Raw genomic sequence first — 26101 nt, forward strand, 5'->3', positions numbered from 1 at the left:
GGCACCTGCTAGGTACGGTGTCCGGCAAGATGGGAGTGAGACCAGTGAGGAGGTCCACTGCCAGCAGTGCATCAACCCCTGGAATCACGCGGACCAGCCTTGAAAGCCTCATCCGGCGCAACGGGCCGGGCCCCGTGCAATGTTGCGGTCGCGGCGATCCCGCGCTCGAACCCGAGGAGTGCATGTGAGTGAGTCGGTGCCGGGCCCTGCCCCGGAAGTGTTCGCGCCCCACAAGGCGCCGGTCAGTCCGCCCCAGGCCTCCGAGGAGGTCGAGTTCGTCCAGCTGCTGACGCCCGAAGGTGAGCGCGTCGAGCACCCGGACTACGCGTTCGACCTGGACGACGAGGCCATCAAGGGCCTCTACCGGGACATGGTCCTGGTCCGCCGGATCGACACCGAGGCGACCGCCCTGCAGCGCCAGGGTGAGCTCGGTCTGTGGGCGTCGCTGCTCGGCCAGGAGGCCGCGCAGATCGGCTCCGGCCGTGCCCTGAACAACAAGGACATGGTCTTCCCGACCTACCGCGAGCACGGCGTCGCCTGGTGCCAGGGGGTCAACCCGCTGAACCTGCTCGGCCTGTTCCGCGGCGTCGACCAGGGTGCCTGGGACCCGAAGGACAACAACTTCCACCTGTACACGATCGTGATCGGCGCCCAGACGCTGCACGCGACCGGGTACGCGATGGGCCAGCAGCGCGACCACGCGATCGGCGACGCCGAGGACGGCGAGGCGACGATCGCGTACTTCGGTGACGGCGCCAGCAGCCAGGGTGACGTCAACGAGGCGTTCATCTGGGCCTCGGTGTTCAACGCGCCGGTTGTGTTCTTCTGCCAGAACAACCAGTGGGCGATCTCGGAGCCGATCGACCGGCAGACCCGGATCCCGCTGTACCAGCGCGCCGCCGGCTTCGGCTTCCCGGGCGTGCGCGTCGACGGCAACGACGTCCTGGCGACGTACGCCGTCACGCAGCAGGCGTTGAAGCGGGCTCGCGAAGGCAGCGGCCCGACGCTGATCGAGGCGTACACGTACCGGATGGGTGCGCACACCACGTCCGACGACCCGACGAAGTACCGGCTGAACGAGGACCTCGAGCACTGGAAGCTCAAGGACCCGATCGAGCGCGTGCACGCCTACCTGGCCCGGCACGCCGAGGTCGACCACGACTTCTTCGACGAGATCGACGCCGACGCGGACAAGATCGCCGCCGAGCTGCGGGCCGGCTGCCTGTCGCTGCCGGAGCCGACGCTGACCGAGTTCTTCCAGCACGTGTACGTCGAGGAGACGCCGCAGCTCGCCGAGCAGCGCGACCAGTACGCCGCGTACGCCGCGTCGTTCGAAGGCGAGGGCTGAGCGATGACCAAGATCACTCTCGGCAAGGCCATCAACGCCGGCCTGCGGGCCGCGATGGAGAACGACCCGAAGGTCCTCGTGATGGGTGAGGACATCGGCAAGCTCGGCGGTGTCTTCCGGGTCACCGAAGGACTGCAGAAGGACTTCGGCGAGGACCGGGTGATCGACACCCCGCTGGCCGAGTCCGGGATCATCGGTACGGCGGTCGGTCTCGCGCTGCGCGGGTACCGGCCGGTGTGCGAGATCCAGTTCGACGGGTTCGTGTTCCCGGCGTACGACCAGATCATCAGCCAGGTCGCGAAGATGCACTACCGGTCGATGGGCAAGATCCGGATGCCGATCGTGATCCGGATCCCGTTCGGCGGCGGCATCGGCGCGGTCGAGCACCACTCGGAGTCGCCGGAGACGCTGTTCGCGCACGTCCCCGGCCTGAAGGTGGTGTCCTGTGGCGACCCGGTGGACGCGTACTGGATGATCCAGCAGGCGATCTCGTCCGACGACCCGGTGGTGTTCTTCGAGCCGAAGCGCCGGTACCACGAGAAAGCCGAGCTGGACGAGTCCGTGCCGCCGGCGCAGCCGCTGCACAAGGCCAAGGTGGTCCGCGAGGGCACCGACGCGACGCTGCTCTGCCACGGCCCGATGGTCAAGACCTGCCTGCAGGCGGCCGAGGCCGCGGTCGAGGACGGGCGCAACCTCGAGGTCATCGACCTGCGGACGATCTCGCCGCTGGACCTCGCGACGATCTTCGCGTCGGTGAAGAAGACCCGGCGGGCGGTCGTGGTGCACGAGGCCCCGCTGTCGCTCGGGCCCGGGTCGGAGATCGCCGCGCGCGTCACCGAGGAGTGCTTCTACCACCTCGAGGCGCCGGTACTGCGGGTCACCGGATACGACACCCCGTACCCGCCGTCGCGGATGGAAGACGACTACCTCCCGGACCTCGACCGGGTGCTGGACGGCGTCGACCGCGTGATGGGGTACTGATGGCGATCCAGCAGTTCCGCCTGCCCGACGTCGGTGAAGGTCTCGTCGAGGCCGAGATCGTCAGCTGGAAGGTCAAGCCCGGCGACACGGTCAAGCTCAACGACACCGTGGTCGAGATCGAGACCGCGAAGTCGCTGGTCGAGCTGCCGGTGCCGTTCGCCGGTGTGATCACCGAGTTGCTGGTGCCGGAAGGCGAGACGGTCCCGGTCGGTACGCCGATCATCTCGGTGCAGACCGACGCGGCCGAAGGACTCGCGGACGACATGGTGCCGACCGTGCCGGAGCCGGAGGAGTCTGGCGGTCGTACGGCGGTGCTCGTCGGGTACGGGCCGAAGACCACCGAGGCCAAGCGCCGCGCGCGGAGGGCTCCCGCAGCCTCCGCCAGCTCGGCGCTGGCTCCGGCTGCGGGGGTGGTAACCCAGCCGGCCCCCGTCAGCTCGCCCGCCCCGGTGCCCCAAGCTGCGCCCGCCCCGGTGCCCCAGGCTGCCCCGGTCGCGGTCGCGGTCGCGGTCGCGGCTCCGGTGTCGGCCCCGGCCTCGGCTGCCGCCGGAGCCTCCGCCGTTCCGAGTAGTGCGGGCGCCATCGGCGCCTCCGCTGTCCCGGGTGCCGGTGCTTCCGCGGCGCCTGGCGTCGCCGGAGGCGGTGCGGCGGTGCATGTGTTGGCCAAGCCGCCGGTGCGGAAGTTGGCCAAGGATCTTGGGATTGACCTGGCGACGGTGACTGCGACGGGTCCGGGCGGGATCATCACGCGGGCTGATGTCGAGGGGTACGTGGCCGCGCCGGCTGCACCTGTCTATGAAGCGGCGCCGGTGGTTGCTGCGCAGGGTGACACTCGGGTGCCCGTCAAGGGTGTGCAGAAGGTGATGGCGCAGGCGATGGTTGCCAGTGCGTTCACCGCGCCGCATGTGACGGAGTGGATCACCGTCGACGTCAGCGCCACGATGGAGCTGGTCGAGCGGCTCAAGGGTGACAAGGCATTCCGGGACCTGCGCGTCTCGCCGTTGCTGATCGTCGCGAAGGCGGTCACGCTGGCGGCCCGGCGTACCCCGATCATCAATGCGGCCTGGGACGAGCAGGCACAGGAGATCGTCTACAAGGGCGCAGTGAACCTCGGTATCGCCGCGGCCACCCCGCGCGGGTTGATCGTCCCGAACATCAAGGGCGCCGACTCGCTCACCCTGCCCGACCTGTGCGGGGCGCTGAACGACCTGGTCGCCGTCGCGCGCGAGGGCAAGACCGCGCCGGCGGACCAGGCCGGTGGGTCGTTCACGATCACCAACGTGGGCGTGTTCGGCGTCGACGCCGGTACGCCGATCATCAACCCGGGCGAAGCGGCGATCCTCGCGTTCGGCGCGGTCCGCAAGCAGCCGTGGGTGGTGGACGACGAGATCGTCCCGCGCTGGATCACCACGCTCGCGCTGTCCTTCGACCACCGCCTGATCGACGGCGAGAAGGGCTCCACCTTCCTCGCCGACGTCGCGAGCATCCTCGAAGACCCCGCTCGCGCACTGATGTTCTGAGAGCTGTTCGACGAGGGCCCGGGCACAGCCCGGGCCCTCGTTGCTTTGTGGAAAGAATGGTGCGCCAGGTGGCACCTATGTTCCACAAAGGCGAGCGTTTGACCTCAACCGCTTGAGGTATGTGACCGTGGGTGACATGACGAGCTTCACCATCCAGCAGGTCGCCCGGCGCAGCGGCCTCAGCGAGCCGACCCTGCGGTACTACGAGGACGTCGGCCTGGTCGGCCCGATCGACCGCGACGCGAGCAGCGGCCACCGCCGGTACCGCGCCACGGACGTCGACACCCTCGAGGCGCTGGCCTGTCTGCGGGCCGCCGGGGTCGGGATCGACGACATGCGGACCTACCTCGCGAACCGCGCCCGCGGCCGGGCGGCGGCGGCCGAGCAGCGCGACCTGCTGCTGCGGCACGCGGAGCGCATCAAGGCCGAGATCGCCGCGCAGCAGGTGCGCCTCGAGTACCTGCGCGAGAAGGCCGCGCTGTGGGATGCCCGCGACCGCCGCGACGACGCCGCGGAGGCCGAAGTCACCGAACGCCTGATCGGCGTCGTCACCACCTTGGGAGCACTGCAATGATCCTGGTCACCGGAGGCTCCGGGTACCTCGCGACCCATCTGATCGCACAGCTACTGCGCAACGGTTCCGAGGTCCGTACGACGGTGCGCTCGCTGTCACGCGCCGACGACGTACGCGCCGCCGTACGCCGTGGTGGCGCGGACGACTCCGGTCTGGAGATCGTCACCGCGGACCTCCTGTCCGACGACGGTTGGCCTGCCGCGGTCGCCGGCTGCGCCGAGATCCATCATGTCGCCTCGCCGATCCCGGTCACCCAGCCGGAGGATCCCGACGAGCTGATCGTCCCGGCGCGCGAGGGCACTCTCCGGGTACTGCGGGCCGCGCGGGACGCCGGCGCGCGTCGCGTCGTACTGACGTCGTCTTTTGCTGCTGTCGGGTACACGCCGAAGCCCGGGGCCGAGTTCACCGAGGACGACTGGACCGATCCGGAGACGCCGGGCCTCGCGCCGTACCCGCGCTCGAAGGCGATCGCCGAACGGGCCGCCTGGGACCTGATGGACAGCGCCGGCACCGAGCTCGTGGTCGTCAACCCGACCGGGATCTTCGGCCCGACCCTCACCGCCGACCTGCGGTCCTCGACCCAGCTGATCACGATGATGCTGGACGGATCGATGACCGTGGCACCGCGAGCCCGCTTCGGGGTGGTCGACGTCCGCGACGTCGCGGACCTGCACGTCCGGGCGATGGCGTCGAAAGTTGCCGCAGGCAAGCGGTACCTGGCGGTCGCCGACGGCCCGACCGTCAGTTTCCTCGAGATAGCCCAGATCCTGCACCGCCACCTCGGCATCCCGACCCCCACCGAGGAGGCCGACGGCCCCGACCTCCCGCGCCCCGTCATCCACAACGCCCGCGCCCGCACAGACCTCGGCTGGCGCCCCCGCGCAGTAGAAACCACCATCACCGACACCGCGGACAGCCTGCTGTCCCTGGGACTGCTGTCGCGCTGACGGGTTGTGTGTCGGCTGGCAGGTTGAAACCCGCCAGCGCTCGAACAATCCGCTGGTCGAAATTCACCTGACCGCTCCAGTCGGGCGGTGAGAGGGTGGGGCCGTGCTGGTGATTGTGGTGGTGCTCGGGGCGGCGGTGTTGCACGCGACGTGGAACGCGATGGCGCATGGGGCACCGGATCGGTTTGCAGGGCTCGCGTTGTTCGAGCTGGCGGCGGGGGTCATCGGGCTGGTCGCCGTACTGGTGATGGGGCTGCCGCCGAGTGGCACGTGGGGATACATCATCGCGTCGGCGCTGCTGCATCTCGCGTATCTGGGTGGGCTGTTGGCGTCGTATCAGCTGGGTCAGTTCAGTCAGATGTATCCGTTGGCCCGCGGTACGTCGCCGTGGGTCGTGGCCGTGGTGTCGATCGTCGTACTGCATCAGCACTTGGCCGTACTCGAGCTGGCCGGTGTGCTGCTGGTGTCGGCTGGGTTGATCGGGCTCGTGTTCATCGGCCGGCCTGGTCGCGGGCAGGCGCCGGCGCTGTTCGCTGCGTTCGGCACGGGGCTGATGATCGCGTCGTACACGGTGGTGGACGGCGTGGCGGTTCACAAGATGCCGGTCGCGACGTACATGGGCTGGGTCTTCATGCTTCAGGGGTTCGCGATGCCGATCGCGATCCTGCTCTGGCGCGGGCCGCAGACGTTCAACCTCCCGAGACCCGCCATCCTCTCCGGTCTGGCCGGCGGCGTCGTCTCGATGGTCGCGTACGGCTTGGTCCTCTGGGCCCAAACCCGAGGCACCCTCGCCACCATCGCCGCCCTCCGCGAAACCAGCATCATCTTCGGCGCCATCATCGGCGCCCTCTTCTTCCACGAACGCTTCGGCCCCAAACGAGCCGCCGCCGCAGCCGTAGTAGTAGCCGGCATCATCCTGATCACCACGGGCTGAGTTCACAGACAGGTACGGTCGGCACTCCGAGGATCGTCGACTCGTCGGCTGCGGTAGATCTCACCGTCCAACGCCGACTTTCGCCACGGCCGTGCCCTCTCGAACCAGACCTCGAAGTCGGCTCGCGTCAGGTCGGCGTACACCAGCCCTTCGCCGCCGTCGAGCTGCGCGAGGTAGCGCCCGTCCGGGCCGATCACGCCGGAGCTCATCAGGTGCGCGGTCTGCTCCGGCAACGCCATCGCGACCCAGTAGGTGTTGATCGACGCGTGTGAGCGCGCCTTGGCCTCGAACACCTCGTCGACCGGGTAGGCCGACAGCAAGAGACAGTCCACGCCGAGTTCGCCGTACTGCGAGAACAGATCCGGGAAGTTGATCTCGATACAGATCGCGCACCCGAACCGGAACCCGTCGACGTCGAACACGACAGGCTCGAACCCCGGACTGTAGAACGTGGTGATCTCGGTGTGCGAGCAGTACCGCTTGTCGTACCGATCGACGATCTCGCCCGCGTCGGAGATCACGTAGAGGCTGTTGTGCGGCCGATGCGGCGGGGTCAGCGGATGCGCGGAACCCAGGACGACCCAGATCCCCAGCTCGGCGGCCAAGGCGGTGATCTGCCGCAGCTCGTCGCGGACCGCGGTCCAGTCGACGTCGTCCCAGTCCTGGATCTGCTCTTTCGCGTACCCCGACAGAAACCCTTCCGGGAACTGCACCAACCGAGCCCGCGCCTCGGCGGCCGCGCGCATCAGCCGCCGCACGGTGCTGCCGTTGTGCCGTACGTCGGCGGTAGCGATCGTCTGCGCCACCGCGACACGAAGAGATGCCGTACTCGTCATGGTCGTCCTCCACGCCCCGGCACACGGTTCCTCAGCAACCACGCCCGAGACAGTCGGACCAGGAGAACGACCTGAGACCAAGGTCCCTTTGCCTCCACACCAGACCGCGCTGAGAACGGCCACCGAAGGTTAGGCGCAGGCCACGCCAGCCACAGATCGTACTGGGCAGCGCAGGTCATCGCGTCGATCTCCTGACCGGTGTGGCCGGTCAACGCTGGCAGAGGCCGAATACTGAAGGCGACCGAACTGGCGGACCTCAACACCGACTTCCACGGCCGGCACGCCGCAGGTCCGACGCCTTGACCCGCCGCGCGGGCTGGACCTCCCACCAACACCATGCGGCGGGCTGGATTACCTGGTTGAAGAAAGTGAGTGGGGGTCCCGGGCGGTGGACCCCCACTCGGCTCAGCGGTGTACTGCGTCGAGGGCGTCGGCGATGCCTTCGCCGTAGAAGGAGTTGTTGGCGGTGGTGCCGGTGCAGCGGGCGTCGGGGGTGGTGGGGCAGGCGGTGTCGTCGGCCTCGGCCTGGAGGGCGCGTTCGATGTCGCGCGGGCTCCACCAGGGGTGCACGGACTTCATCAGGGCCGCGACGCCGGTGACGTGCGGCGACGCCATCGACGTACCGCTCATCCGTCCGTAGCCGCCGCCGGGCAGGGTGGACAGGATCGAGCTGCCGGGAGCGGCGACGTCGATCTTGTTCAGGCCGAAGTTGGAGAAGCTGCTGCGGGCGCGGGTCTGGGTGGTGCTGGCGACGGTGATCACGCCGGGGAGTTCGGTCGGCATGTCGAGGCAGTCGTTGTTGATGGTCCGCGGTACGGCGGTCGAGTCGTTCGGGCTGCCGTTGTCGGTGGTCTTGTGGGCGAGGTCGTAGTTCGAGTTGCCGGCGGCCGCGACCGAGAGCGTGCCCTGGTCGGTCGCCCACGCGTACGCGCGCCGGACCGCTTCCTGCACCGCGCCCTGGTCACCGTTGTCCTTGCACCAGAACTCGAACGGGTCGATGAAGTAGCTGTGGTTCGTCACGGCCATGTGGTGCTCGGCGGCCCACACGATCCCGCAGATCGAGTACTCCGGATAGATGAAGCCGGCGTCGTTGACCACCTTGACCGACGCGATCCGCACACCCGGCGCGACGCCGACGATCCCGATACCGTTGCGCGCCGCCGCGACCGTGCCGGCGACGTGGGTGCCGTGCGAACTCGTCGTCGGGCGCCAGCCGCCGGGTGTCTGATCCGGTACGCCGTTCTTCACGCAGTTCACCGAGTCACGCGCGTCGAAGTTCGGCGCGAGGTCCGGGTGCGTGTCGTCGACGCCGCTGTCGTTGATGCCGACCAGCACGCTCTTCGAACCGTCGGTCACCGCGTGCGCCTGGTCGGCCTTGATCTGGGCCATGTCCCACTGGTCGCCCTCTTGCGGGTCGGGGACCGGCGTCGCCGCGGACTCGTCGAGCGCGGTCGACCCGCCGGCGCCTTCGCTGACCGCGGCCGTACGGGTGGCGCCGACGGACTCCACCTCACGGCCGTTCTGGCCGGAGCGGACAGCTGTCCGGAAGTCTGGGTTGGTCGACTGGGCGATCACCACGCCGAGCTGCCGGTACGAGATCAGCACGGTCCCGCCGGCGGCCTTTACGGCGTCCTCGGTCTTGCGGACGTGACCGGGAGTCGCCTTGGTGTTGACCACGTAGTTCATCAGCGGACCGGCTGCCGCGTCGTCAACCACAGCGGCGTTCGCCGTGGTCGCGGCGGCGAGTGACGCGCAGGTCAGTGCGGCGGCGGAGAGACCGGCCACCAGCCGGCGGGAAGTTCGGGACACGCTGCCTCCTCGGGAGCGAGGCCCAGGCGGACGGGCCCGGGCCGGTATCCCGGACTCTAGAGCGGAATCCCGGCGTCCGGAGTCGTTCGTCCACAACGCAGGGGAAACCCTGCGCTCGTCACTACCGAGCGTCCGGTCGTTCACGCTCAGTTGCCCACATCCTGTGGATCTGCCTGTGGATAACTCGTGGACATCCTGGGGAATAACCGGCGCGCGCGGTGGATTAGCTGTGGGTGGTGGGCTTATGCCACCATAGATACATCAGGTATACGAGTCGTATGGGTTGGAGTGCGGTGGCAGGCGGGAAGCCGGATCAGGTGCCGGCGAATGATGCGTTGATACTGGGGGACGAGACCGCGGAGATCGCTCGCGTGGTCGTCGAGGCGGCGCCGGGGGTGGAGAAGATCCCCGCGGCCGAGCGGGTGTATGCCTACGTGAAGGCAGCCATCCTCGACCGGGAGTACCCGGGCGGTGAGCTGCTCACCGAGGGCGAGCTTGCGACCGCGGTCGGTGTCTCCCGTACGCCGGTCCGCGAGGCCCTGCTCCGCCTGGAGGAATCCGGCCTGGTCCGGCTGTACCCGAAGCGGGGCGCGCTCGTCCTGCCGGTGCTGCCGCAGGAGGTCGACGACGTCCTCGAGGCCCGCGAGCTGATCGAGACCCACGCGGCCGCCAAGGTGTGGCCGCGCCGCAAGCAGCTGATCGAGACCCTGTCCGAGCGCGTCGACGAGATGCGCGCGAACCGCAAGGCGGGTGACGCGAAGAGCTTCCTGGAGGCCGACCGCGCCTTCCACGAGGCGATCGTCGATGCCGCCGGCAACCAAATCCTGGCCAAGCTCTACAACAGCCTGCGGGACCGTCAGGTCCGGATGGGCGTGCCGGGCATCGAGGTCCAGCCGGCCCGGATGGACAAGTCGATCACCGCCCACCAGGAGATGATCGACGCCCTCGGTGGCAACAGCGTCAAGCGCTTCCGGGAGCTCGTCGTCGCACACATCGCCGAAGCCTCGAACGATCTGCGGGGCACGCGGTGACCGAACTCCTCTTCCCCCTGGGCGGTCGGCGAGCCTGGGCGGTGTGGGCCACTGCTGTCCTGACGTACCTCGTGACCGTGCTGCACCGCGGCTCGATGAGCGTGGCCGGACTGCAGGCCGCCGAACGTTTCCACATCTCCGCGTCCGCGCTGGCGAGCTTCACCGTCGTACAGCTGACCGTGTACGCCGCGATGCAGGTGCCCGTCGGCGTTCTGCTCGACCGCTACGGATCCAAGCGTTTGCTGCTGGCCGCGTCCGGTCTGCTCTTCGTGGCGCAGTCCGCGTTCAGCCTGGTCGACTCGTACCCCGCTGCGCTCGCGGCGCGGGCGATCCTCGGTGTCGGTGACGCACTGGTCTTCATCAGTGTGCTGCGCGTGGTCATGTCCTGGTTCCCCGCGCTGCGCCAGCCGGTGATGTCACAGGCCACCGGAATGCTCGGTGGGCTCGGCGCGATCATGTCGACCGTCCCGATGGCTGCCGCGTTCCATGCCTTCGGCTGGACGCCGACGTTCGCCGGCGCGAGTGTCATGAGTCTCGCCGCCGGTGTGCTGGTGCTGTTCCTGATCAAGGACACGCCGTACGACGAACCGCTCAAGCGGCCCAAGATGGCGCTCAGCGAAGTCCGGAAGAACCTGCGCCAGGCCTGGAAGGAGCCGGGCACGCGGCTCGGCCTGTGGACGCACTTCACGACCAGCTTCTCCGGCAGTACCTTCGGTCTGCTCTGGGGCTACCCGTTCCTCGTGCAGGGCCAGGGTGTGGCTCCGACGACCGCTGCGGCGATGCTGATCGTTCCGGTGCTCGCCGGGCTCTGTTACGGCCCGTTGGTCGGGCGGTACGCGGCCAAGTTCCCGTTCTACCGGTCCTGGATCGTGCTGGCGGTGGTCGCGGGTTCGGTGCTGATGTGGACTGTCGTCCTGCTCTGGCCGGGTCGTGCGCCGATGCCGGTGCTCCTGCTGCTGATCGTCGTACAGGCAGCGGGTGGGCCCGGGTCGATGCTCGGGCTGGACTACGCGCGGACGTTCAACCCGACGACGCGCTTCGGTGCGGCGAACGGGATGGTGAACACCGGCGGCTTCATCGCGACGCTGATCTGCATCGGCATGGTCGGCGTACTGCTGGACGCGTCGTCCGGCGGCGCACCGCAGGCGATCGGCGACTTCAAGGTCGCGCTGGCGTTCCAGTACGTGCTCTGGGCGATCGGCACCCGGCAGATCATCAAGTACCGGCGCCGCGCCCGCGGCAACCTGGCCCGGTACAACCCCGAGGCGTACCAGGCGCTGCTCGCCAACCGGATCGTCCCGCTGGAGGCTGAAGCAGTCCGCTGAGAGGCGCTGACAGGCACTGATACCGGCTGAGATGCGCTGTCAGCAGAGTGCCAGAGCGGTGCCAGGGCGGCGCGGCACGGTAGTCCCAGTAAGAAGTCCACTGGGAGGTACCGATGACCACAACGAACCAGGTCGCCATCGAGGCGGTCGGTCTGGTCAAGAAATATGGCAACACGACCGCACTTGCCGGCGTCGACCTGAGCGTGCCCACCGGCACCGTTCTCGGGGTCCTCGGCCCGAACGGCGCCGGCAAGACGACCGCGGTCCGCATTCTCGGCACGCTGCTCCGCCCGGACGCCGGCCACGCCACGGTCGGCGGGTACGACGTCGTTCGCGAAGCCGGCAAGGTGCGCAGCATCATCGGGCTGACCGGACAGTACGCCTCGGTCGACGAGGACATGTCCGGCCGCCGGAACCTGATCATGATCGGCCGGCTGCTCGGTTACTCGCGCGGCCAGGCCCGGGCGAAGGCCGACGAGCTGCTGGAGCGGTTCGAGTTGACCGACGCGAGCGACCGGATCGCCAAGACGTACTCAGGCGGTATGCGCCGCCGCCTCGACCTGGCCGCGAGTCTGGTCGGCAACCCGAGCATCCTCTACCTCGACGAGCCCACCACCGGCCTCGACCCGCACGCCCGCAACGGTGTCTGGGAGACGGTCCGCAACCTGGTGCTCGACGGAACCACGGTGCTGCTCACCACGCAGTACCTGGAAGAGGCCGACGCGCTCGCGGACTCGATCGTGGTGTTCGACAAGGGCAACGTGGTCGCGAACGGGCGGCCGTCCGAGCTCAAGGCGCAGGCGGGCAAGCAGTCGCTGGACGTCCGTCCGGCCGAGCCCGCGCACCTCGAGCGGGTGGCCGCGATCGTCGCCGAATCCGTCGGCGCCCGTCCCTCGGTGGACGTGGTGAACGCGCTGGTCAGCGTGCCGGTGACGGACGGTTCGTCGATGCCGGTCGTCGTACGGCGGCTGGACGAGGAAGGCATCGCGGTGACCGAACTGTCGCTGCGGCTGCCAAGTCTTGACGAGGTGTTCCTGGCGCTGACCGGGCACACCGCTGAAGAGAAGCAGACCGACAACGTTCTGGAAGGAGTGGGCCGATGAGCGCCGCAACTCTTGAAGTACCTCCGGCCCACGCGAGCCGTCGTACCCGGCCGTTCGCCTGGGTGCAGCAGAGCCTGACGCTGGCCTGGCGGAACATCGTCCGGATCCGCCAGAACCCGGAAGCGCTGGCGGATGTGACGTTCCAGCCGATCATCTTCCTGGTGTTGTTCGTGTTCGTCTTCGGCGGCGCGATCTCGCAGGGCGGCGACTGGCACCAGTACCTGCCGTACCTGCTGCCCGGACTGCTGGTGCAGACGGTCGTGTTCTCCACGATGGGCACCGGGGTCGCGCTGAACGACGACTTCGCCAAGGGCGTGTTCGACCGGTTCCGGTCGCTGCCGATCGCCCGGATCGCACCACTGATCGGTGCGGTGCTCGGTGACGCTGTCCGCTACGCACTGTCGATCGTGATCCTGATGACCAGCGGTTTTGTTCTCGGATTCCGGTTCGAGAACGGTGTCGCCAACGGTCTGCTGGGGATGCTGATCGTGCTGCTGTTCGCGCTGTCGATGTGCTGGATCTGGGTCTGGCTGGGGCTCACGCTGAAGACCGCCCAGGGTGTGCAGGGCATCGCGTTCCTGGTGATGTTCCCGCTGACGTTCGGTAGCAACATCTTCGTACCGACCGACACGCTGCCGGGATTCCTGCAGTCCTTCGTGCACATCAGCCCGATCACGTACCTGGTCGACACCGAACGGGCGTTGATGGGTGGCGGTGACCTGCAGAAGCCGCTGCTGATCACGCTGGCCTGGATGGTCGGTCTGGTCGCGGTCTTCGCGCCGCTCGCGATCCGCGCGTACCGCCGCCGTACCTGAGACCGGATTTGTCGGTGGTGAGCGTCAGAGTGGTCGGTATGACGACCACTTGGACGCTCACCGTCGACTGCGCGGACCCGGCCCTGGTCGCGCGGTTCTGGTGTACGGCGCTGGGCTACACGGAGGCCGATCCGCCCGAAGGATGGGACACGTGGGAGGCCTGGCTGACAGCGATGAACGTTCCCGAGCACGAGTGGAACGACGGCGCCTCGCTGTCCGACCCGAACGGCGTACTCCCGCGGATCTCGTTCCTCAAGGTTCCCGAACCGCGCACGACCAAGAACCGCCTGCACCTGGATCTCCAGGTCGCGGGCGGCCGCGCCGTACCGCAGGACCTCCGCGAGCAACGCATCCGTGCCTTCGCCGCAACCCTGGTCACCGCCGGCGCCACCGTCGTCCGAGAGGTCCCGATGGAAAACTCCACCACCCTCGACCACTTCTGGATGCAAGACCCAGAAGGCAACGACTTCTGCGTGGTCTGACCACTCAGCCCGGGTTGATCTCTCCGAAGGAGAGCGGTTCTCGGGTGCACAGGTAGGTTGCCCAGTGCAACTTTGTGGGGGTGCCGGTGGGGTCGCGGGTGATGCGGAGTTCTTCGCCGGTCTCGCGGCCGGAGATAGTTCGGTAGGTGTCCTCGGCGATCCGCTCGAAGACCGCGGGGGCCTGGTGCTCGGGCGCGCCCCGGCCCTTGGCGTGCAGTACGCCGCCCTTGACCGTGAAGTCGAACGGGCTGCCCTCGGAGAACCAGGTGCCGAGGACCCCGGCGAACTCGGCCGGCACCTCGGTGCCCGGGACCCAGGCCTCCGGCGGCAGCGGATCGTCCTCGAGCACCTTGATGATCAGGTCGGTCGCCAGTGCGCTCGGCGCGGGTGACGAGGTCGACCCGAAGAGCGCGATCCCCGCTGTACCGGACTCGCGGTGCACGAACGTCGAGGTGATGTGACCGGGCATGCCACCGTCGTGCCCGACGAACAGCCGGTCGCCGCGGCGCAGCAGCATGAACCCGAGCCCGAAGGCGAGCTGCCAGCGGTCCACGTCGGCCATGATCTGCACCTGGCACATCTCGTCGAGGGTGTCCTTCGACAGCACCTCGTCGACCGGGTTCGCGATGAACATCGCCCACTTCGCCAGGTCCTCGGCCGTCGACGCGAGCCCACCGCAGGCGTCCATCGCGCCGATGTCGAGCAGCGGCTCCCGCACCGGTACGTCGGTCCACGGCGGCACGTAGTACCCGGTCTGGGCCGGTCCGCCGTCCATGCCGACCGTCGTCCGGCGCATCTCCAGCGGGTCGAGGATCCGGGCCTTGACGGCGTCGTACCAGGACCGGCCGTCGAGCCGGGCGACGATCTCACCGAGCAGGGAGAACACCAGGTTCGAGTAGTGGAAGCGGTGGTGCGGCTTGCCGATCCGGGACGCGTCGTTCCAGCCCGGTACCAGCTCCTCGCGGGACGGGAACTTCATCAGGTCCCACACGTCGCCGACCGGTTCGCGCTGCATGCCGCTGGCGTGGCTGAGCATCTGCCGCACGGTGATGCCTTCGTGTTTGCTCTGCGGGATCAGTGTCTCGATCGTGTCGTCGAGGCTGAGCTTGCCCTCGTCACGCAGCGCCATGATCGCGACCGCGGTCAGCGTCTTGCTCTGCGAGGCGATCAGGAACTGCGAGTCCGCGGTCGGCGGGACGCCCGGACTGCCCAGGTCGGCGGAGCCGGCACCGGTCGACCAGGCCAGCGACCCGGCGCGGGCGACGGCGCCCACTACTCCGGGGACCCGGCCCTTGGACTGGCGTTCGGCGACGATGCGAGAGAGCGCGTGCTGGGTCTGCGCGGCGAGTTCTGTCACTCGGCCGACCTTAAAGCAGCCAAGTGACAAAAGGCAGGGGGTTTGGTCGGGAGGATGTGCGAGGCTGGTGGGGTGCGCATAGCGGTGCTCGGTCCTCTCGCGATGTGGGCGGCCGACGGGACCCCGCTCGACATCCGCGGCGTCCGCCTGCGCGGGCTGCTCGCGCGACTGGCGCTGAGCGCCGGCCGTCCGGTCAGCGTCGAGACCCTGGTCGACGGGCTCTGGGGCAGCGAGGCCCCGAGTGCGAACGCGCTGCAGTCCCTCGTCTCCCGGCTGCGGGCCGGTCTGCCGGCGACCGAGTCGAGCATCTCGGTCCAGTCCGGCCCGGCCGGTTACACCCTCACCATCGGTCCGGACTGCGTCGACGCCCTCCAGTTCGAAGAGTTGGTACGGCGCGGCCGCGGGTACCTCACGTCCGACCCGGAACAGGCCCACACCCTCCTCACCCAGGCGGACAAGCTGTGGCGTGGTGAGGCCCTGACCGACCTGCGCGACCTCCCGTTCGCCGCGGTCGAGGCAGACCGCCTGTCCGAGCTGCGGCTGGCCGCCGCGGAGGATCTCGCCGAGGCCGCCGTGCGCTGCGGTCACGCTCGCGACCTGATCTCCGACCTCGAGCACCTCGCCGCGACCCACCCGCTCCGCGAGCGGCTGCACGAGCTCCTGATTCGCGCGCTGTACGCCGACGGTCGGCAGGCCGAGGCGTTGGCGGCGTACGAACGGATCCGCACCACGCTCGCCGACGAGCTGGGGGCCGACCCCGGCGCGCGTCTGCGAGACCTGCATGTCTCGGTGCTGCGCGGCGACACCGTGGACCCGGCCGCGAAGAGCTCCACCGTCCCGGCTCCCGCGCCGTCGGTGCCGCGCAGCAACCTGCGTGCGCCGCTGACCAGCTTCGTCGGCCGCCAGGAGGACGTGGCCGAGCTGACCCGACTGCTGAGCAACGGGACCCGCCTGGTCACCATGGTCGGCCCCGGTGGCGCGGGCAAAACCCGACTGGCCAACGAGACCGGCCGGACGCTCGTCGACCAGAGCGGCGACGGCATCTGGTTCGTCGAGCTCGCGCCGCTCGGTGACGCTGCCGACGTAGCCCCCGCCGTCCTGTCCGCCCTCGGCGCGAGTGAGTACGTCGACCTCCCGTCGACTCCGTTCACCGCGAAGCACCTGCCAACCAGCCGCGCCGCGACCCAGCGACTCGTCGAAGTCATCGGGGACCGGCGGATCCTGCTCGTCCTCGACAACTGCGAGCACCTGGTCCAGGAAGTCGCCGGCCTGGTCGACTCGCTGCTCGCCTCCTGCCCGCGGTTGCGCGTGCTGACGACGAGTCGCGAGCCGCTGAGCATTCCGGGTGAACACCTGCACCCGGTCGGTCCGCTCGGCCTGCCACCGGAGCACGACGGCGCCGGCGTGGACGACTACCCGGCGATGCAACTGTTCGTCGACCGAGCCCGCGCCGTACGGCCTGACTTCGCACTGATCGACGCGAACCGGGAGTCGGTCGCTGAGATCTGCCGACGCCTTGACGGTATGCCGCTCGCGATCGAGCTCGCAGCGGCGAGGCTGCGGGCGCTGACCCCGCCTCAGATCGTGGACCGGCTGACCGACCGGTTCCGCCTGCTGACCAGCGGATCGCGGACCGCCCTGCCGAGGCACCAGACGCTGCGAGCGGTGGTGGAGTGGAGCTGGGATCTGCTCGACCCGGACGAGCAGGCGGTCGCCCGGCGACTCTCGTTGTTCTCCGGTGGCGCGACGCTGGACGCGGCCGAGCAGATCTGCAGTGAGGAGAGCATCCCGGCCGAGTCCGTCCTCGGCGTCCTGGCATCGCTTGTCGACAAGTCGCTCGTCGAAGCCGCGGCGGACGAGCGCTCGGTGCGCTACCGCATGCTGGAGACGGTCCGTGCGTACGGTGCCGAGCAGCTGAAGGCCGCTGGTGAGTACGAGCGCTTCCGGCGCGCGCACATGGCGTACTTCAGCCGGATGCTCCGCAAGGCCCGGCCGAAGCTGCGGACCGGTGAGCAGATCCAGTGGATCGCGCGGCTGACCGCCGACCAGGAGAACCTGATCGACGGGCTCCGGAACGCGATCGACACCGGGTCGGCGCGGGTCGCCGTACAGATGGTCGCGGTGTTGGGGGAGTACTGGACGATGAGCGGCCGCCCTGCCGAGGCGGTGAACTGGATGCAGGCCGCGCTCGCGGTACCGGGCAAGAGCGTGCCGACCGACAAGGCCGAAGCGATGTACCTGCTGGCGATGGGCCGGATGTCGAGTGAACAGGATCCGGTCCGGTCGTTCCAGCAGATGATCCGCGGCCTCGCCACGGTCCGCTGGATGACCCGGCGGCATCAGATGCTGGTGGACTCCGGGATCGGGCTGTTCACCAACGCGGTGTGGGCCGCGATCCGGCGGGACAGGGCGACCTGTTTCGAGCAGCTCGAGGCAGCTGGCCGGCATCCCGACCCGTGGATCCGGAACATGGGCGTGATGACGAGTGCGATGTTCCGTGAGAACGACGGCGAGATCGCGGAGATGGCGGCCAACCTGACCATCGCGCTCAACGGCTTCCGTGAGATCGGCGACCGGTTCGGTATGTCGATGGCGCTGCGCGGACTCGCCGGGTACCAGGCGAACAACGGTGAGCACGCCGAGGCCCTGGAGTCGTTGATCGAAGCGCTACGCCTGATCGAAGAGCTCGGCACGACCGAAGGAGTCGCCCAGCTGCTCGGCGGCTGCGCGGTCAGCCGGATCGAGCTCGCCGACTACGACGGCGCCCGTGCGGACCTGGAGCGGGCGCTGCGGCTGTCCGAGGAGAACGGGTCCCGCGGCGGCCAGGCGATGTCGTACATGGGCATGGCCAAACTCGCACACCGGACCGGCCGGTACGACGAGGCGCGGGACCTCGCCGAGCACGCGTACTCGCTGCTCGACCTCGAGGCGGAGCGGATGGCGCCGCACGGTCAGGCCGCACTGCTGTCGCAGCTCGGCCGGGTCTACGCCTCCACCGGTCAGGTCGAGGACGCGCGGCGGTGCAGCCAGGAGGCGGTCGAGCTGGCGCTCGGTACCGAGGACATGCCGGTCGCGGCGGCCGTGATCGAGACGTCCGTCGACGTACTGGTACTGACCGAGGAGCACGAGCTCGCGGCCCGGACGCTCGGACTGGCAGCCACGATGAAGGGCACCCGCGCGATCCCGGACGCCGACGTCCAGCGCCTCGTCGACCAGCTCCGTGATGCCTTGGGCAACGAACGCTTCGACACCGCGTACGGCGCCGGCGCCGCCCTCACCCGTGCCGAGGCGGTCACCGAACTCCGCAAGCGGTACTCGATCCCGGATCCGCTGTAAGGCGCCCGCTCCCGCTCCTGCTGCGCGGGATCGGGACGCACGCCCTAAGCCGTGATCAACTGGACCGCGAGCTCGCGCAGCGCCTTCTGCACCTTCTGCTCCGGCGGCCGGGGCTCGGCCAGCATCCAGTCGTAGACCACCGTGTGCACGGCACCGAAGAACGCCAGCGCGAGGAACCGGAAGTCCTTGCGCTTGATCTCGCCCCGCTCGACCGCGGTGTCGCCCAGGTCGCGGACGTTGCCGATCAGCAACTCCCGGAACGCGATCCGCTGCTCCTCGACCGCCGGGCTGGTACCGACCACCTCGACGAACGAGATCCGGGCCCGGCGGAGGTCGGCCATGATCGTCCGCAGGTAAGAGTCGACGGCCGCGGTGATCCGCTCCCGGACCGGCCGGTCGGCGGTCCGCCGCAGCGCGTCGCCGGTACTGCGGACCGCCAACTCGATCACTTGCGCATGCACCGCGAGGAGCACGGCCTCCTTGTTCTGGAACTCGTGGTAGAAGTGCCGGGTGGACACTTTCGCCTGTGTGCACAGGCGTTCCACGGATGTGGCCGGATATCCTTCGGTCCCGAAGAGTTCGAGCGCGGCGGCCAGTAGCCGTTCCCGGCGCGCGGCCTTCCACTCCTCGACTGACCGTCCGGAATAACGGCGTACGGAGGGTTCCCTCATCACACCTCTTGTCGCTACCCCGTGTCAGATGCCGGTCATCCTATCCACCCCTCGGCGCGGGCGTAACCGGGTTATCTGATCAAACGTGTCAGCGCTCGCGGGAGGTCTGCGCAGAGGTTGTCTCTGCGCAGACCAGACCGGGGTAAGTGCTCAGTTCTGCTTGGTGTACCCGGTGGCGCCGTCGAGGAGTTCCCGGATGATGTCCAGGTGCCCGACGTGCCGGGCGGTCTCCTCGATCATGTGGCACAGCACGTAGCGCAGCGAGGCAGCCTTCTCCGGCGGCTGCCCCTGCTCGACGACCTCGAGCGGGAGGTCCGCGATGGTCGCGTTCGAGCGCGCGCACTCGGCGTCGTACTCGTCGAGCAACTGGTCGAGCGGTACGTCGTCGACGAACATCTCGGCGTCGACGTGCGCGCCTTCCTTCCACGGCGTCTGCCCGGTGTCGGGGACGCCGGCGATACCCAGCTCGAACCACGAGTACTCCACCCAGCGCAGGTGCGCGACGATCCCCGCCGGTGTCATCAGCGGGGAGGTGGACAGCACCTTGCGGTGGGCATCTTCTTCGCTCAGCCCCGTGCACTTCATCCGGACGAACGAACGCTGCAGGTCGAGCCATCCGGTCAACTGGTCCCGCTCACCGGCGGTCAAGGACGGACGTTGTACTTCGGTCATCTGCGACTACTCCTTGGTGGTACGACGCCACCCGGTCAGCCGCGGATGCGGCGGACGGGCAGCACGACAGTCGGACTCGACATCGCGCTCACCTCCTCTCCGCTGCCAGGGTGTCGAAGCCCCCGGCGGAAGCACCGTACATCCGTCCTTGAGCCCCCAACAACCACTTTTCACCCCAAGAATTGGTTGATAGGAGCCCAAAGACTATTTGCGGTCGTCGCGGATGCGTTTTGCTTTGCCGAGGGAGCGTTCGAGGGCGTGCGGGGCTACCACGTCGACCGTGGCGGTGACGCCTACTCGCTCCTTGATGCGGTGGGCGAGGGTGGTGGCCGCAGCTGCGTGGTCGGTGAGGTCGGGGGCTGCTTCTACCTGGACGGTGAGTTCGTCGAGCCGGCCGGGGCGGGTGAGGACGCAGAGGTAGTGCGGGGTGAGGCCCTCGACCAGGAGGATCTGTTCCTCGATCTGGGTGGGGAAGACGTTGACGCCGCGGACGATCATCATGTCGTCGGTGCGGCCGGTGATCTTCTCCATCCGGCGTAGCCCGGGGCGGGCGGTGCCGGGGAGCAGGCGGGTCAGGTCGCGGGTGCGGTAGCGCAGTACCGGGAAGGCTTCCTTGGTGAGCGTGGTGAAGACCAGTTCGCCCTCCTCGCCGTCCGGGAGCACCTCACCGGTGACCGGGTCGATGATCTCCGGGTAGAAATGGTCCTCCCAGATGTGCAGCCCGTCCTTGGTCTCGACGCACTCCTGCGCGACCCCGGGCCCCATCACCTCGGACAGCCCGTAGATGTCGACGGCGTGGATCCCGGTCCGTTCCTCGACCTCGGTCCGCATCTGCTCGGTCCACGGCTCGGCGCCGAAGATCCCGATCCGCAGTGCGGTGTCGCGCGGATCGAGACCGCGGCGCTCCATCTCGTCGACGATCGACAGGAAGTACGACGGCGTGACCATGATGATCCGCGCCCCGAAGTCGCGGATCAGGTCCACCTGCCGCTCGGTCATCCCACCCGAGATCGGTACGACGGTGCACCCGAGCCGCTCGGCTCCGTAGTGCGCGCCGAGCCCACCGGTGAACAGACCGTAGCCGTAGGCAACATGGCAGACGTCCCCGGCGCGTCCACCGGCCGCCCGGATCGACCGCGCCATCAGGTCGGCCCAGCTGTCCAGGTCGCGCTTGGTGTACCCGACGACCGTCGGCCGCCCGGTCGTCCCGGACGACGCGTGCACCCGTGCCACCTCGGTCCGCGGTACGGCGAACATCCCGAACGGGTAGTTGTCGCGCAGATCCTTCTTCGCGGTGAACGGCAACCGGCTCAGATCGCCGAGTTCGCGCAGGTCCGCCGGCTTGAACCCGACCGCGTCCAGCGCGGACCGGTAGTGCGGGACGTTCTCGTACGCCCGCCGTACCGTTGCTTGGAGCAATGACAGCTGACGGGACCGGAGCTCGTCGACGGACAGCCGTTCGCCGGCGTCACGCAACTCCTCGGGCAAGGCCTCACCGAGCATGGCGTTCTCCTAAGGACGGGCGAGCAGGGTCGCGATGCCCTGCCCGACACCAATGCACATGGTGGCGAGCGCGTACCGGGCGTCGCGGTGGCGAAGCTCCAGGGCCGCGGTGAGGGCGAGGCGGGCGCCGGACATCCCCAGTGGGTGACCGAGAGCGATGGCGCCGCCGTTCGGATTGACGTGCTCGGCGTCGTCGGGAAGGCCGAGTTGCCGCAGTACGGCGAGCGACTGCGACGCGAACGCCTCGTTGAGCTCGATCACCTCGATGTCGGACAGCGCGACGCCGGTGCGATCGAGCAGCTTGCGGGTCGCGGGCGCGGGCCCGATACCCATGATCCGCGGCGGTACGCCGGCAGCCGCCGTACCCACCACCCGAGCCAGCGGCGTCACCCCGTACCGCTCGACGGCCTCGCCGCTCATCACCAGCAACGCCGCCGCGCCGTCGTTCACCCCGGACGCGTTCCCCGCCGTCACAGACCCCGGCGTACGGAACGGTGTCTTCAATCCGGCGAGTGCCTCGAGCGACGTCTCTCGCGGATGCTCGTCGGTGTCGACCACGGTCACCGCACCACGCTTGCCCGGTACGTCGACCGCCACGATTTCTTCCGCCAGCCGCCCGTTCGCCTGCGCCTTCGCGGCGCGTTGCTGCGACCGCAGCGCGAAGAGGTCCTGGTCCGCGCGCGAGATCCCGAAGTCCGCCGCGACGTTCTCGGCCGTCTCAGGCATCGAGTCGATCCCGTACTGCGCCTTGAGCGCCGGGTTCACGAACCGCCAGCCGATCGTGGTGTCGTAGATCTCCGCCTGCCGCGCGAACGCGGTCGTTGCCTTGGGCATCACGAACGGCGCACGCGACATCGACTCCACCCCACCGGCGACCACGATGTCGTTGTCCCCGGCAATGATCGAGCGGGCGGCATACGCGACCGCGTCCAGTCCGGAACCGCACAGACGATTGATCGTCGTCCCCGGGACCGACTCCGGCAGGCCGGACAGGAGAACTGCCATCCGGGCGACGTTCCGGTTGTCCTCACCGGCTTGGTTGGCGCACCCAAGGATCACGTCATCGATCCGCACTGGATCAAGCGCGGTCCGGTTCAGCAGCGAGGAGATCGCGTGGGCGGCCAGGTCGTCGGGACGGACGGCCGACAGTGCACCGCCGTACCGTCCGATCGGCGTCCGGACGCCATCGACGAGAAATGCCTCACGAGTCATGAATCCTCCGACGACACGATGGTTCCGGACAGTTGACGACTGCGGCCGCGGAACTCGGCGATCACCTCGTCGCCGCGGGTGACTGTGACGTCGTAGATCGCGTTCCGGCCGAACGTGGTGCGCTCCCGGGCGTCGGCGACCAGGACGTCACCGCGCCGGGCCGGCGCGACGAACACGACGTCGCAGGCCTGGGCGACGGTCACCTGGTTCCGCGAGTTGCAGGCGAACGCGAACGCCGAGTCGGCCAGAGTGAACACGAATCCACCATGCGCGATCCCGTGCCCGTTGACCATGTCCGCGCGCACCGTCATCTCGACCCGCGCGGTCCCCTCGGCGACGTCCACCAGCCGCATCCCCAGGCCGGCGCTGGCGGTGTCCTCCGCCCACATCGCCGCTGCCACTCTGGTCGCCAAGTCGTCCATACCGGTGCCCAATCGAGAAGATGGCCGTGTGACACTCTAGTCCCAGTTGCGCCAATGACTGTAACATCGCAGACATGACGACCGACCTGCTCTCTGCCCACCGTGAGCGCCTGGACGGCGCACTGACAGCGATCCGCGACCGCGGCTACCACTCCGCGTTCCCCGAGTCGCCCAGCCCCCGGGTGTACGGCGAGAACGCGGCGGCCGACGGCAAAGCGGCCTTCGAGGCCCACCTCGGTACGACGTACCCGCTGGAGATCCCCGGGTCGCGCGGGACGGTCGTCACCGAGCAGTCGCCGTACGGGATCTCGATGGACGTCTCGTACCCGCGGGTGGTCGAGGACGGGCTCGACGACTTGCTGGCCGCCGCGCAGCACGGGTTGGCGGACTGGCGTCGCGCCGGGATCGATCGGCGGACCGGGGTGGTGCTGGAGATCCTCGACCGGCTGCACAAGCGGGTGTTCGAGCTCGCCAACGCGGTCCAGCACACCAGCGGGCAGGCGTTCGTGATGGCGTTCCAGGCCGGCGGCGCGCACGCGCTGGACCGGGCGCTCGAGGCGGTCGCGTACGCGTATGAGGAGATGAGTCGTTACCCGGCGACCGCGAGCTGGGAGAAGCCGGCCAAGGGCGACCCGATCCGGATGGAGAAGACCTTCACCGTCACCGGTCGCGGCGTCGCGCTGGTGATCGGCTGCAACACCTTCCCGACCTGGAACTCCTGGCCGGGGCTGTTCGCCTCGCTGGTCACTGGCAACGCGGTCGTCGTGAAGCCGCATCCGCTCGCCGTTCTTCCGTTGGCGATCACGGTCGACGTGTGCCGCGAAGTACTCGCCGAGGCGGGCTTCGACCCGAACCTGGTCACCCTGGCGACCGAGCGTGCCGGCGACGGACTGGCGAAGCCGCTGGCGACGCGGCCCGAGGTGAAGCTGATCGACTTCACCGGCGGCAGCGAGTTCGGCGAATGGCTGGAGCAGAACGCGACGCAGGCGACCGTCTTCACCGAGAAGGCCGGCGTCAACGCGGTGATCATCGACTCCACGGACTCCTTCAAGGCGCTCTGCAACAACCTCGCCTTCACCCTGAGCCTGTACTCGGGCCAGATGTGCACGACCACGCAGAACCTCTTCGTCCCGGCCGGCGGTATCGAGACCGACGAAGGTCACAAGTCCTTCGAGGAAGTCGGCCAGGGTCTCGCCACGTCGATCGGCAAGCTGCTCGGGGACGACGCCCGCGCGGTCGAGATCCTCGGCGGCATCGTGAACCAGGCCGTGATCAGCCGCCTCGAACTCGCCCCGGAGTACGGCGAGGTGGTGCTGGAGTCCCGCGGGATCCAGCACCCGGCGTTCCCGGACGCGGTCGTCCGTACGCCGTTGCTCGTCGCGATCGATGCCGACGACGACGAGGTCTACGGGCGGGAGTGCTTCGGCCCGGTGTCGTTCCTGGTGAAGACCGCGGACACCGCGCAGTCGATCGAGCTGTTCCGCACGACCGTCACCGAGGACGGCGCGATGACCGCCGGTATCTACTCGACCGACGAGAAGGTCATCGAGGAAGCCCGCGAGGCGGCGCTGGACGCCGGAGTCGCGCTGTCGGAGAACCTCACCGGCCAGGTGTTCGTGAACCAGTCGGCCGCGTTCAGCGACTTCCACGGCACCGGCGCGAACCCGGCCGCGAACGCGACGTACACCGATGGCGCCTACGTTGCGAGCCGCTTCCGGGTGATCCAGAGCCGCCGCCACGTTGGGTGATTGCCTTCCGGAGCAATCATGCACACACGGTGATTTGGACGTTAAAAGATAACTTAGAGCAACCTCTTGCGCTTCCCGATCCGCCTCCCCATACTCTCAGTTAGTTGAGCGTAGAAGTACTTTCCTAACTGGGGGTTGGGGTGCTGGAACGGGGGATCGGCCACGCGGCCGGTCGAGTGGTGGTACTTGTCCCTGCCCACAACGAGGAGGCGGGCCTGCCGGCCGCGCTGGACTCGCTGTGGCAGCAGACGCGGCGGCCTGACCGCGTCATCGTCGTCGCGGACAACTGCACCGACGGAACGGCCGCGGTCGCGCGGGCCAACGGCGCCGAGGTCTTCGAGACCGTCGCCAATGTCGACAAGAAGGCCGGCGGCCTGAACCAGGCGCTGGCGATCCTGCTGGACCTGCTGGACCCGACCGACCACGTCCTGGTGATGGACGCGGACGGCGCGCTGTCGCCGACCTTCGTCGAGGTCGCGCTGCACGAGCTCGAGGACGAGACCGTCGGCGCGGTCGGCGGCGTCTTCTGGGGCGAGCCGGGCCACGGCCTGGTCGGCGAGCTGCAGCGCAACGAGTACGCCCGGTACGCCCGCGACATCGACCGCAAGCACGGTCGCGCGATGGTCCTCACCGGTACGGCGACTCTGCACCGGGTCGACGTACTGACGCGGATCGCGGCCGCCCGCGGTACCGAGCTACCCGGTCCGCACGGCCTGGTCTACGACACCACGGCGCTGACCGAGGACAACGAGATCACCCTGGCGATCAAGTCGCTCGGGTACCGCTGCGTGTCCCCGCAGGACTGCTGGGTGGTCACCGAGGTGATGCCGACCTGGCGCGACCTGTGGCGGCAGCGGCTGCGCTGGCAGCGCGGCGCGATCGAGAACCTGCGCGCGTACGGCATCAGCCGCACGACCCTCCCGTACGCCGTCCAGCAGCTCGGGATGGGCGTCGGCGTGATCGCGATGTGGTCGTTCGTGCTGCTCACCGTGCTGACCGCCGGTCACAACTACCACGTCCAGCCGCTGTGGCTCGCAGTCGGCCTGGTCTTCGTCGCGGAGCGCATCGTCACGGTGCGCCGCCGCGGTTCTCGAGCCATGATTCTGGCCGCCGTCATGGTGGTCGAGTGGACCTACGACCTGTTCCTGCAGGGCGTACTGCTCCGCTCCGCGTGGGATTCGCTCCGGCGGGCCGAGGCCAGCTGGCACCACGTCACAGCCCCGGTCGCCTGACCGGTTCACTCATCACTTCACACACCTTCAAGGAACAGTCATGTACGGACACACCAGCCTCACCCTGCCCGGAACCACCCTGGCCGCCACCGGCGCCGCGACCAACACCCTCGCCCTGATGGTGGCCGGATTCGCGCTGCTCTTCGCAGGACTCGCGGTACTGAAGTTGCTGCCCAAGCGTCGTTGAGAACACCCTGAGGCGGAAGGTATGACTGTGACACCCGCGGGAAACCCGGGTGACAC

23 protein-coding genes are annotated in these 26101 nt (G+C 68.8%); 15 read left to right on the top strand and 8 right to left on the bottom strand.

Annotation, left to right across the window (positions count from 1 at the left end):
- The first annotated feature begins 184 nt into the window (after nucleotides 1-184).
- The 6 genes from pdhA to AC0662_RS23885 all read left to right on the top strand — a co-directional run bounded on the left by pdhA (nucleotide 185) and on the right by AC0662_RS23885 (nucleotide 6304).
- Complete coding sequence (gene pdhA, locus AC0662_RS23860) at nucleotides 185-1348, top strand: pyruvate dehydrogenase (acetyl-transferring) E1 component subunit alpha (protein WP_452204220.1); 1164 nt, start codon at nucleotides 185-187, stop codon at nucleotides 1346-1348.
- A 3-nt stretch (nucleotides 1349-1351) separates the two neighbouring features.
- On the top strand, nucleotides 1352-2329 hold the full coding sequence (locus AC0662_RS23865) for an alpha-ketoacid dehydrogenase subunit beta (protein WP_478303272.1): 978 nt from the start codon (nucleotides 1352-1354) through the stop codon (nucleotides 2327-2329).
- The gene (locus tag AC0662_RS23870) at nucleotides 2329-3849 is read left to right on the top strand and encodes a dihydrolipoamide acetyltransferase family protein (RefSeq protein ID WP_478303274.1); all 1521 of its coding nucleotides are present in this window, start codon (nucleotides 2329-2331) and stop codon (nucleotides 3847-3849) included. Before AC0662_RS23865 ends, AC0662_RS23870 begins: the two co-directional genes overlap by 1 nt.
- Nucleotides 3850-3985: 136 nt before the next feature.
- A complete protein-coding gene (locus AC0662_RS23875; RefSeq protein WP_452204217.1) occupies nucleotides 3986-4423 on the top strand; it encodes a MerR family transcriptional regulator in 438 nt (145 codons plus the stop codon).
- Complete coding sequence (locus AC0662_RS23880; protein WP_478303276.1) at nucleotides 4420-5370, top strand: NAD-dependent epimerase/dehydratase family protein; 951 nt, start codon at nucleotides 4420-4422, stop codon at nucleotides 5368-5370. The genes AC0662_RS23875 and AC0662_RS23880 overlap by 4 nt, the downstream gene beginning before the upstream one ends.
- A 103-nt stretch (nucleotides 5371-5473) precedes the next feature.
- Nucleotides 5474-6304: an EamA family transporter gene (locus tag AC0662_RS23885; protein WP_452204215.1), complete on the top strand. Its 831-nt coding sequence runs from the start codon at nucleotides 5474-5476 to the stop codon at nucleotides 6302-6304.
- 2 nt (nucleotides 6305-6306) lie between these two features.
- Here the strand turns inward: AC0662_RS23885 and AC0662_RS23890 are convergent, their stop codons facing one another.
- Both AC0662_RS23890 and AC0662_RS23895 read right to left on the bottom strand, forming a co-directional pair.
- The gene (locus AC0662_RS23890; protein WP_478303278.1) at nucleotides 6307-7140 is read right to left on the bottom strand and encodes a carbon-nitrogen hydrolase family protein; all 834 of its coding nucleotides are present in this window, start codon (nucleotides 7138-7140) and stop codon (nucleotides 6307-6309) included.
- 405 nt (nucleotides 7141-7545) lie between these two features.
- Complete coding sequence (locus AC0662_RS23895; protein ID WP_478303280.1) at nucleotides 7546-8949, bottom strand: S8 family peptidase; 1404 nt, start codon at nucleotides 8947-8949, stop codon at nucleotides 7546-7548.
- A gap of 278 nt (nucleotides 8950-9227) precedes the next feature.
- Between AC0662_RS23895 and AC0662_RS23900 the strand changes: the two genes are divergently transcribed.
- The 5 genes from AC0662_RS23900 (at nucleotide 9228) to AC0662_RS23920 (ending at nucleotide 13705) form a co-directional block, all read left to right on the top strand.
- Nucleotides 9228-9980, top strand: a complete 753-nt coding sequence (locus AC0662_RS23900) for a GntR family transcriptional regulator (protein ID WP_452204212.1) — start codon at nucleotides 9228-9230, stop codon at nucleotides 9978-9980.
- Nucleotides 9977-11305 carry an MFS transporter gene (locus tag AC0662_RS23905; RefSeq protein WP_478303282.1) on the top strand — a complete coding sequence of 443 codons (1329 nt, stop codon included), beginning with the start codon at nucleotides 9977-9979 and terminating at the stop codon, nucleotides 11303-11305. Before AC0662_RS23900 ends, AC0662_RS23905 begins: the two co-directional genes overlap by 4 nt.
- A gap of 113 nt (nucleotides 11306-11418) precedes the next feature.
- On the top strand, nucleotides 11419-12408 hold the full coding sequence (locus AC0662_RS23910) for an ATP-binding cassette domain-containing protein (protein ID WP_478303284.1): 990 nt from the start codon (nucleotides 11419-11421) through the stop codon (nucleotides 12406-12408).
- Complete coding sequence (locus AC0662_RS23915; protein WP_452204209.1) at nucleotides 12405-13223, top strand: ABC transporter permease; 819 nt, start codon at nucleotides 12405-12407, stop codon at nucleotides 13221-13223. The genes AC0662_RS23910 and AC0662_RS23915 overlap by 4 nt, the downstream gene beginning before the upstream one ends.
- 38 nt (nucleotides 13224-13261) lie before the next feature.
- Nucleotides 13262-13705: a VOC family protein gene (locus tag AC0662_RS23920; RefSeq protein WP_452204208.1), complete on the top strand. Its 444-nt coding sequence runs from the start codon at nucleotides 13262-13264 to the stop codon at nucleotides 13703-13705.
- A gap of 4 nt (nucleotides 13706-13709) precedes the next feature.
- On the opposite strand, the gene AC0662_RS23925 is transcribed toward AC0662_RS23920, so the two are convergent.
- Nucleotides 13710-15062, bottom strand: coding sequence for a serine hydrolase domain-containing protein (locus tag AC0662_RS23925; RefSeq protein WP_478303287.1), 1353 nt, complete (start codon nucleotides 15060-15062; stop codon nucleotides 13710-13712).
- A gap of 72 nt (nucleotides 15063-15134) precedes the next feature.
- Between AC0662_RS23925 and AC0662_RS23930 the strand changes: the two genes are divergently transcribed.
- The gene (locus AC0662_RS23930) at nucleotides 15135-18398 is read left to right on the top strand and encodes an AfsR/SARP family transcriptional regulator (RefSeq protein ID WP_478303289.1); all 3264 of its coding nucleotides are present in this window, start codon (nucleotides 15135-15137) and stop codon (nucleotides 18396-18398) included.
- Between the two features lie 44 nt (nucleotides 18399-18442).
- Here the strand turns inward: AC0662_RS23930 and AC0662_RS23935 are convergent, their stop codons facing one another.
- From AC0662_RS23935 to paaI, 5 genes are all read right to left on the bottom strand, one after another.
- Nucleotides 18443-19069, bottom strand: a complete 627-nt coding sequence (locus AC0662_RS23935; protein WP_452204205.1) for a TetR/AcrR family transcriptional regulator — start codon at nucleotides 19067-19069, stop codon at nucleotides 18443-18445.
- A gap of 150 nt (nucleotides 19070-19219) precedes the next feature.
- Nucleotides 19220-19741 carry a DinB family protein gene (locus AC0662_RS23940; protein ID WP_452204204.1) on the bottom strand — a complete coding sequence of 174 codons (522 nt, stop codon included), beginning with the start codon at nucleotides 19739-19741 and terminating at the stop codon, nucleotides 19220-19222.
- 204 nt (nucleotides 19742-19945) lie between these two features.
- Nucleotides 19946-21244, bottom strand: a complete 1299-nt coding sequence (paaK, locus tag AC0662_RS23945; RefSeq protein ID WP_478303291.1) for a phenylacetate--CoA ligase PaaK — start codon at nucleotides 21242-21244, stop codon at nucleotides 19946-19948.
- Between the two features lie 9 nt (nucleotides 21245-21253).
- Nucleotides 21254-22456, bottom strand: a complete 1203-nt coding sequence (gene pcaF / locus AC0662_RS23950; RefSeq protein ID WP_452204202.1) for a 3-oxoadipyl-CoA thiolase — start codon at nucleotides 22454-22456, stop codon at nucleotides 21254-21256.
- Nucleotides 22453-22878 carry a hydroxyphenylacetyl-CoA thioesterase PaaI gene (paaI, locus tag AC0662_RS23955; RefSeq protein WP_387769211.1) on the bottom strand — a complete coding sequence of 142 codons (426 nt, stop codon included), beginning with the start codon at nucleotides 22876-22878 and terminating at the stop codon, nucleotides 22453-22455. Before paaI ends, pcaF begins: the two co-directional genes overlap by 4 nt.
- 74 nt (nucleotides 22879-22952) lie before the next feature.
- Between paaI and paaN the strand changes: the two genes are divergently transcribed.
- The 3 genes from paaN (at nucleotide 22953) to AC0662_RS23970 (ending at nucleotide 26045) form a co-directional block, all read left to right on the top strand.
- Nucleotides 22953-24626 (top strand): phenylacetic acid degradation protein PaaN, encoded by a 1674-nt coding sequence (gene paaN, locus AC0662_RS23960; RefSeq protein WP_452204201.1) that lies wholly within the window; start codon nucleotides 22953-22955, stop codon nucleotides 24624-24626.
- A gap of 140 nt (nucleotides 24627-24766) precedes the next feature.
- On the top strand, nucleotides 24767-25858 hold the full coding sequence (locus AC0662_RS23965) for a glycosyltransferase family 2 protein (protein WP_452204200.1): 1092 nt from the start codon (nucleotides 24767-24769) through the stop codon (nucleotides 25856-25858).
- A gap of 40 nt (nucleotides 25859-25898) precedes the next feature.
- Nucleotides 25899-26045 carry an LPXTG cell wall anchor domain-containing protein gene (locus tag AC0662_RS23970; protein WP_452204199.1) on the top strand — a complete coding sequence of 49 codons (147 nt, stop codon included), beginning with the start codon at nucleotides 25899-25901 and terminating at the stop codon, nucleotides 26043-26045.
- The last annotated feature ends 56 nt before the right edge of the window (nucleotides 26046-26101 follow it).

This window comes from Kribbella sp. NPDC043289 (assembly GCF_056436705.1).

Bases quoted from the DNA above. Each gene is read 5' to 3' on its own strand.
- AC0662_RS23890 (WP_478303278.1), bottom strand. From the start codon at position 7,140: ATGACGAGTACGGCATCTCTTCGTGTCGCGGTGGCGCAGACGATCGCT.
- AC0662_RS23940 (WP_452204204.1), bottom strand. From the start codon at position 19,741: ATGACCGAAGTACAACGTCCGTCCTTGACCGCCGGTGAGCGGGACCAG.
- paaK (WP_478303291.1), bottom strand. From the start codon at position 21,244: ATGCTCGGTGAGGCCTTGCCCGAGGAGTTGCGTGACGCCGGCGAACGG.
- AC0662_RS23910 (WP_478303284.1), top strand. From the start codon at position 11,419: ATGACCACAACGAACCAGGTCGCCATCGAGGCGGTCGGTCTGGTCAAG.
- AC0662_RS23875 (WP_452204217.1), top strand. From the start codon at position 3,986: ATGACGAGCTTCACCATCCAGCAGGTCGCCCGGCGCAGCGGCCTCAGC.
- AC0662_RS23915 (WP_452204209.1), top strand. From the start codon at position 12,405: ATGAGCGCCGCAACTCTTGAAGTACCTCCGGCCCACGCGAGCCGTCGT.
- AC0662_RS23880 (WP_478303276.1), top strand. From the start codon at position 4,420: ATGATCCTGGTCACCGGAGGCTCCGGGTACCTCGCGACCCATCTGATC.
- pcaF (WP_452204202.1), bottom strand. From the start codon at position 22,456: ATGACTCGTGAGGCATTTCTCGTCGATGGCGTCCGGACGCCGATCGGA.
- AC0662_RS23900 (WP_452204212.1), top strand. From the start codon at position 9,228: ATGGGTTGGAGTGCGGTGGCAGGCGGGAAGCCGGATCAGGTGCCGGCG.
- AC0662_RS23865 (WP_478303272.1), top strand. From the start codon at position 1,352: ATGACCAAGATCACTCTCGGCAAGGCCATCAACGCCGGCCTGCGGGCC.
- AC0662_RS23870 (WP_478303274.1), top strand. From the start codon at position 2,329: ATGGCGATCCAGCAGTTCCGCCTGCCCGACGTCGGTGAAGGTCTCGTC.
- AC0662_RS23935 (WP_452204205.1), bottom strand. From the start codon at position 19,069: ATGAGGGAACCCTCCGTACGCCGTTATTCCGGACGGTCAGTCGAGGAG.
- AC0662_RS23970 (WP_452204199.1), top strand. From the start codon at position 25,899: ATGTACGGACACACCAGCCTCACCCTGCCCGGAACCACCCTGGCCGCC.
- paaN (WP_452204201.1), top strand. From the start codon at position 22,953: ATGACGACCGACCTGCTCTCTGCCCACCGTGAGCGCCTGGACGGCGCA.
- AC0662_RS23920 (WP_452204208.1), top strand. From the start codon at position 13,262: ATGACGACCACTTGGACGCTCACCGTCGACTGCGCGGACCCGGCCCTG.
- paaI (WP_387769211.1), bottom strand. From the start codon at position 22,878: ATGGACGACTTGGCGACCAGAGTGGCAGCGGCGATGTGGGCGGAGGAC.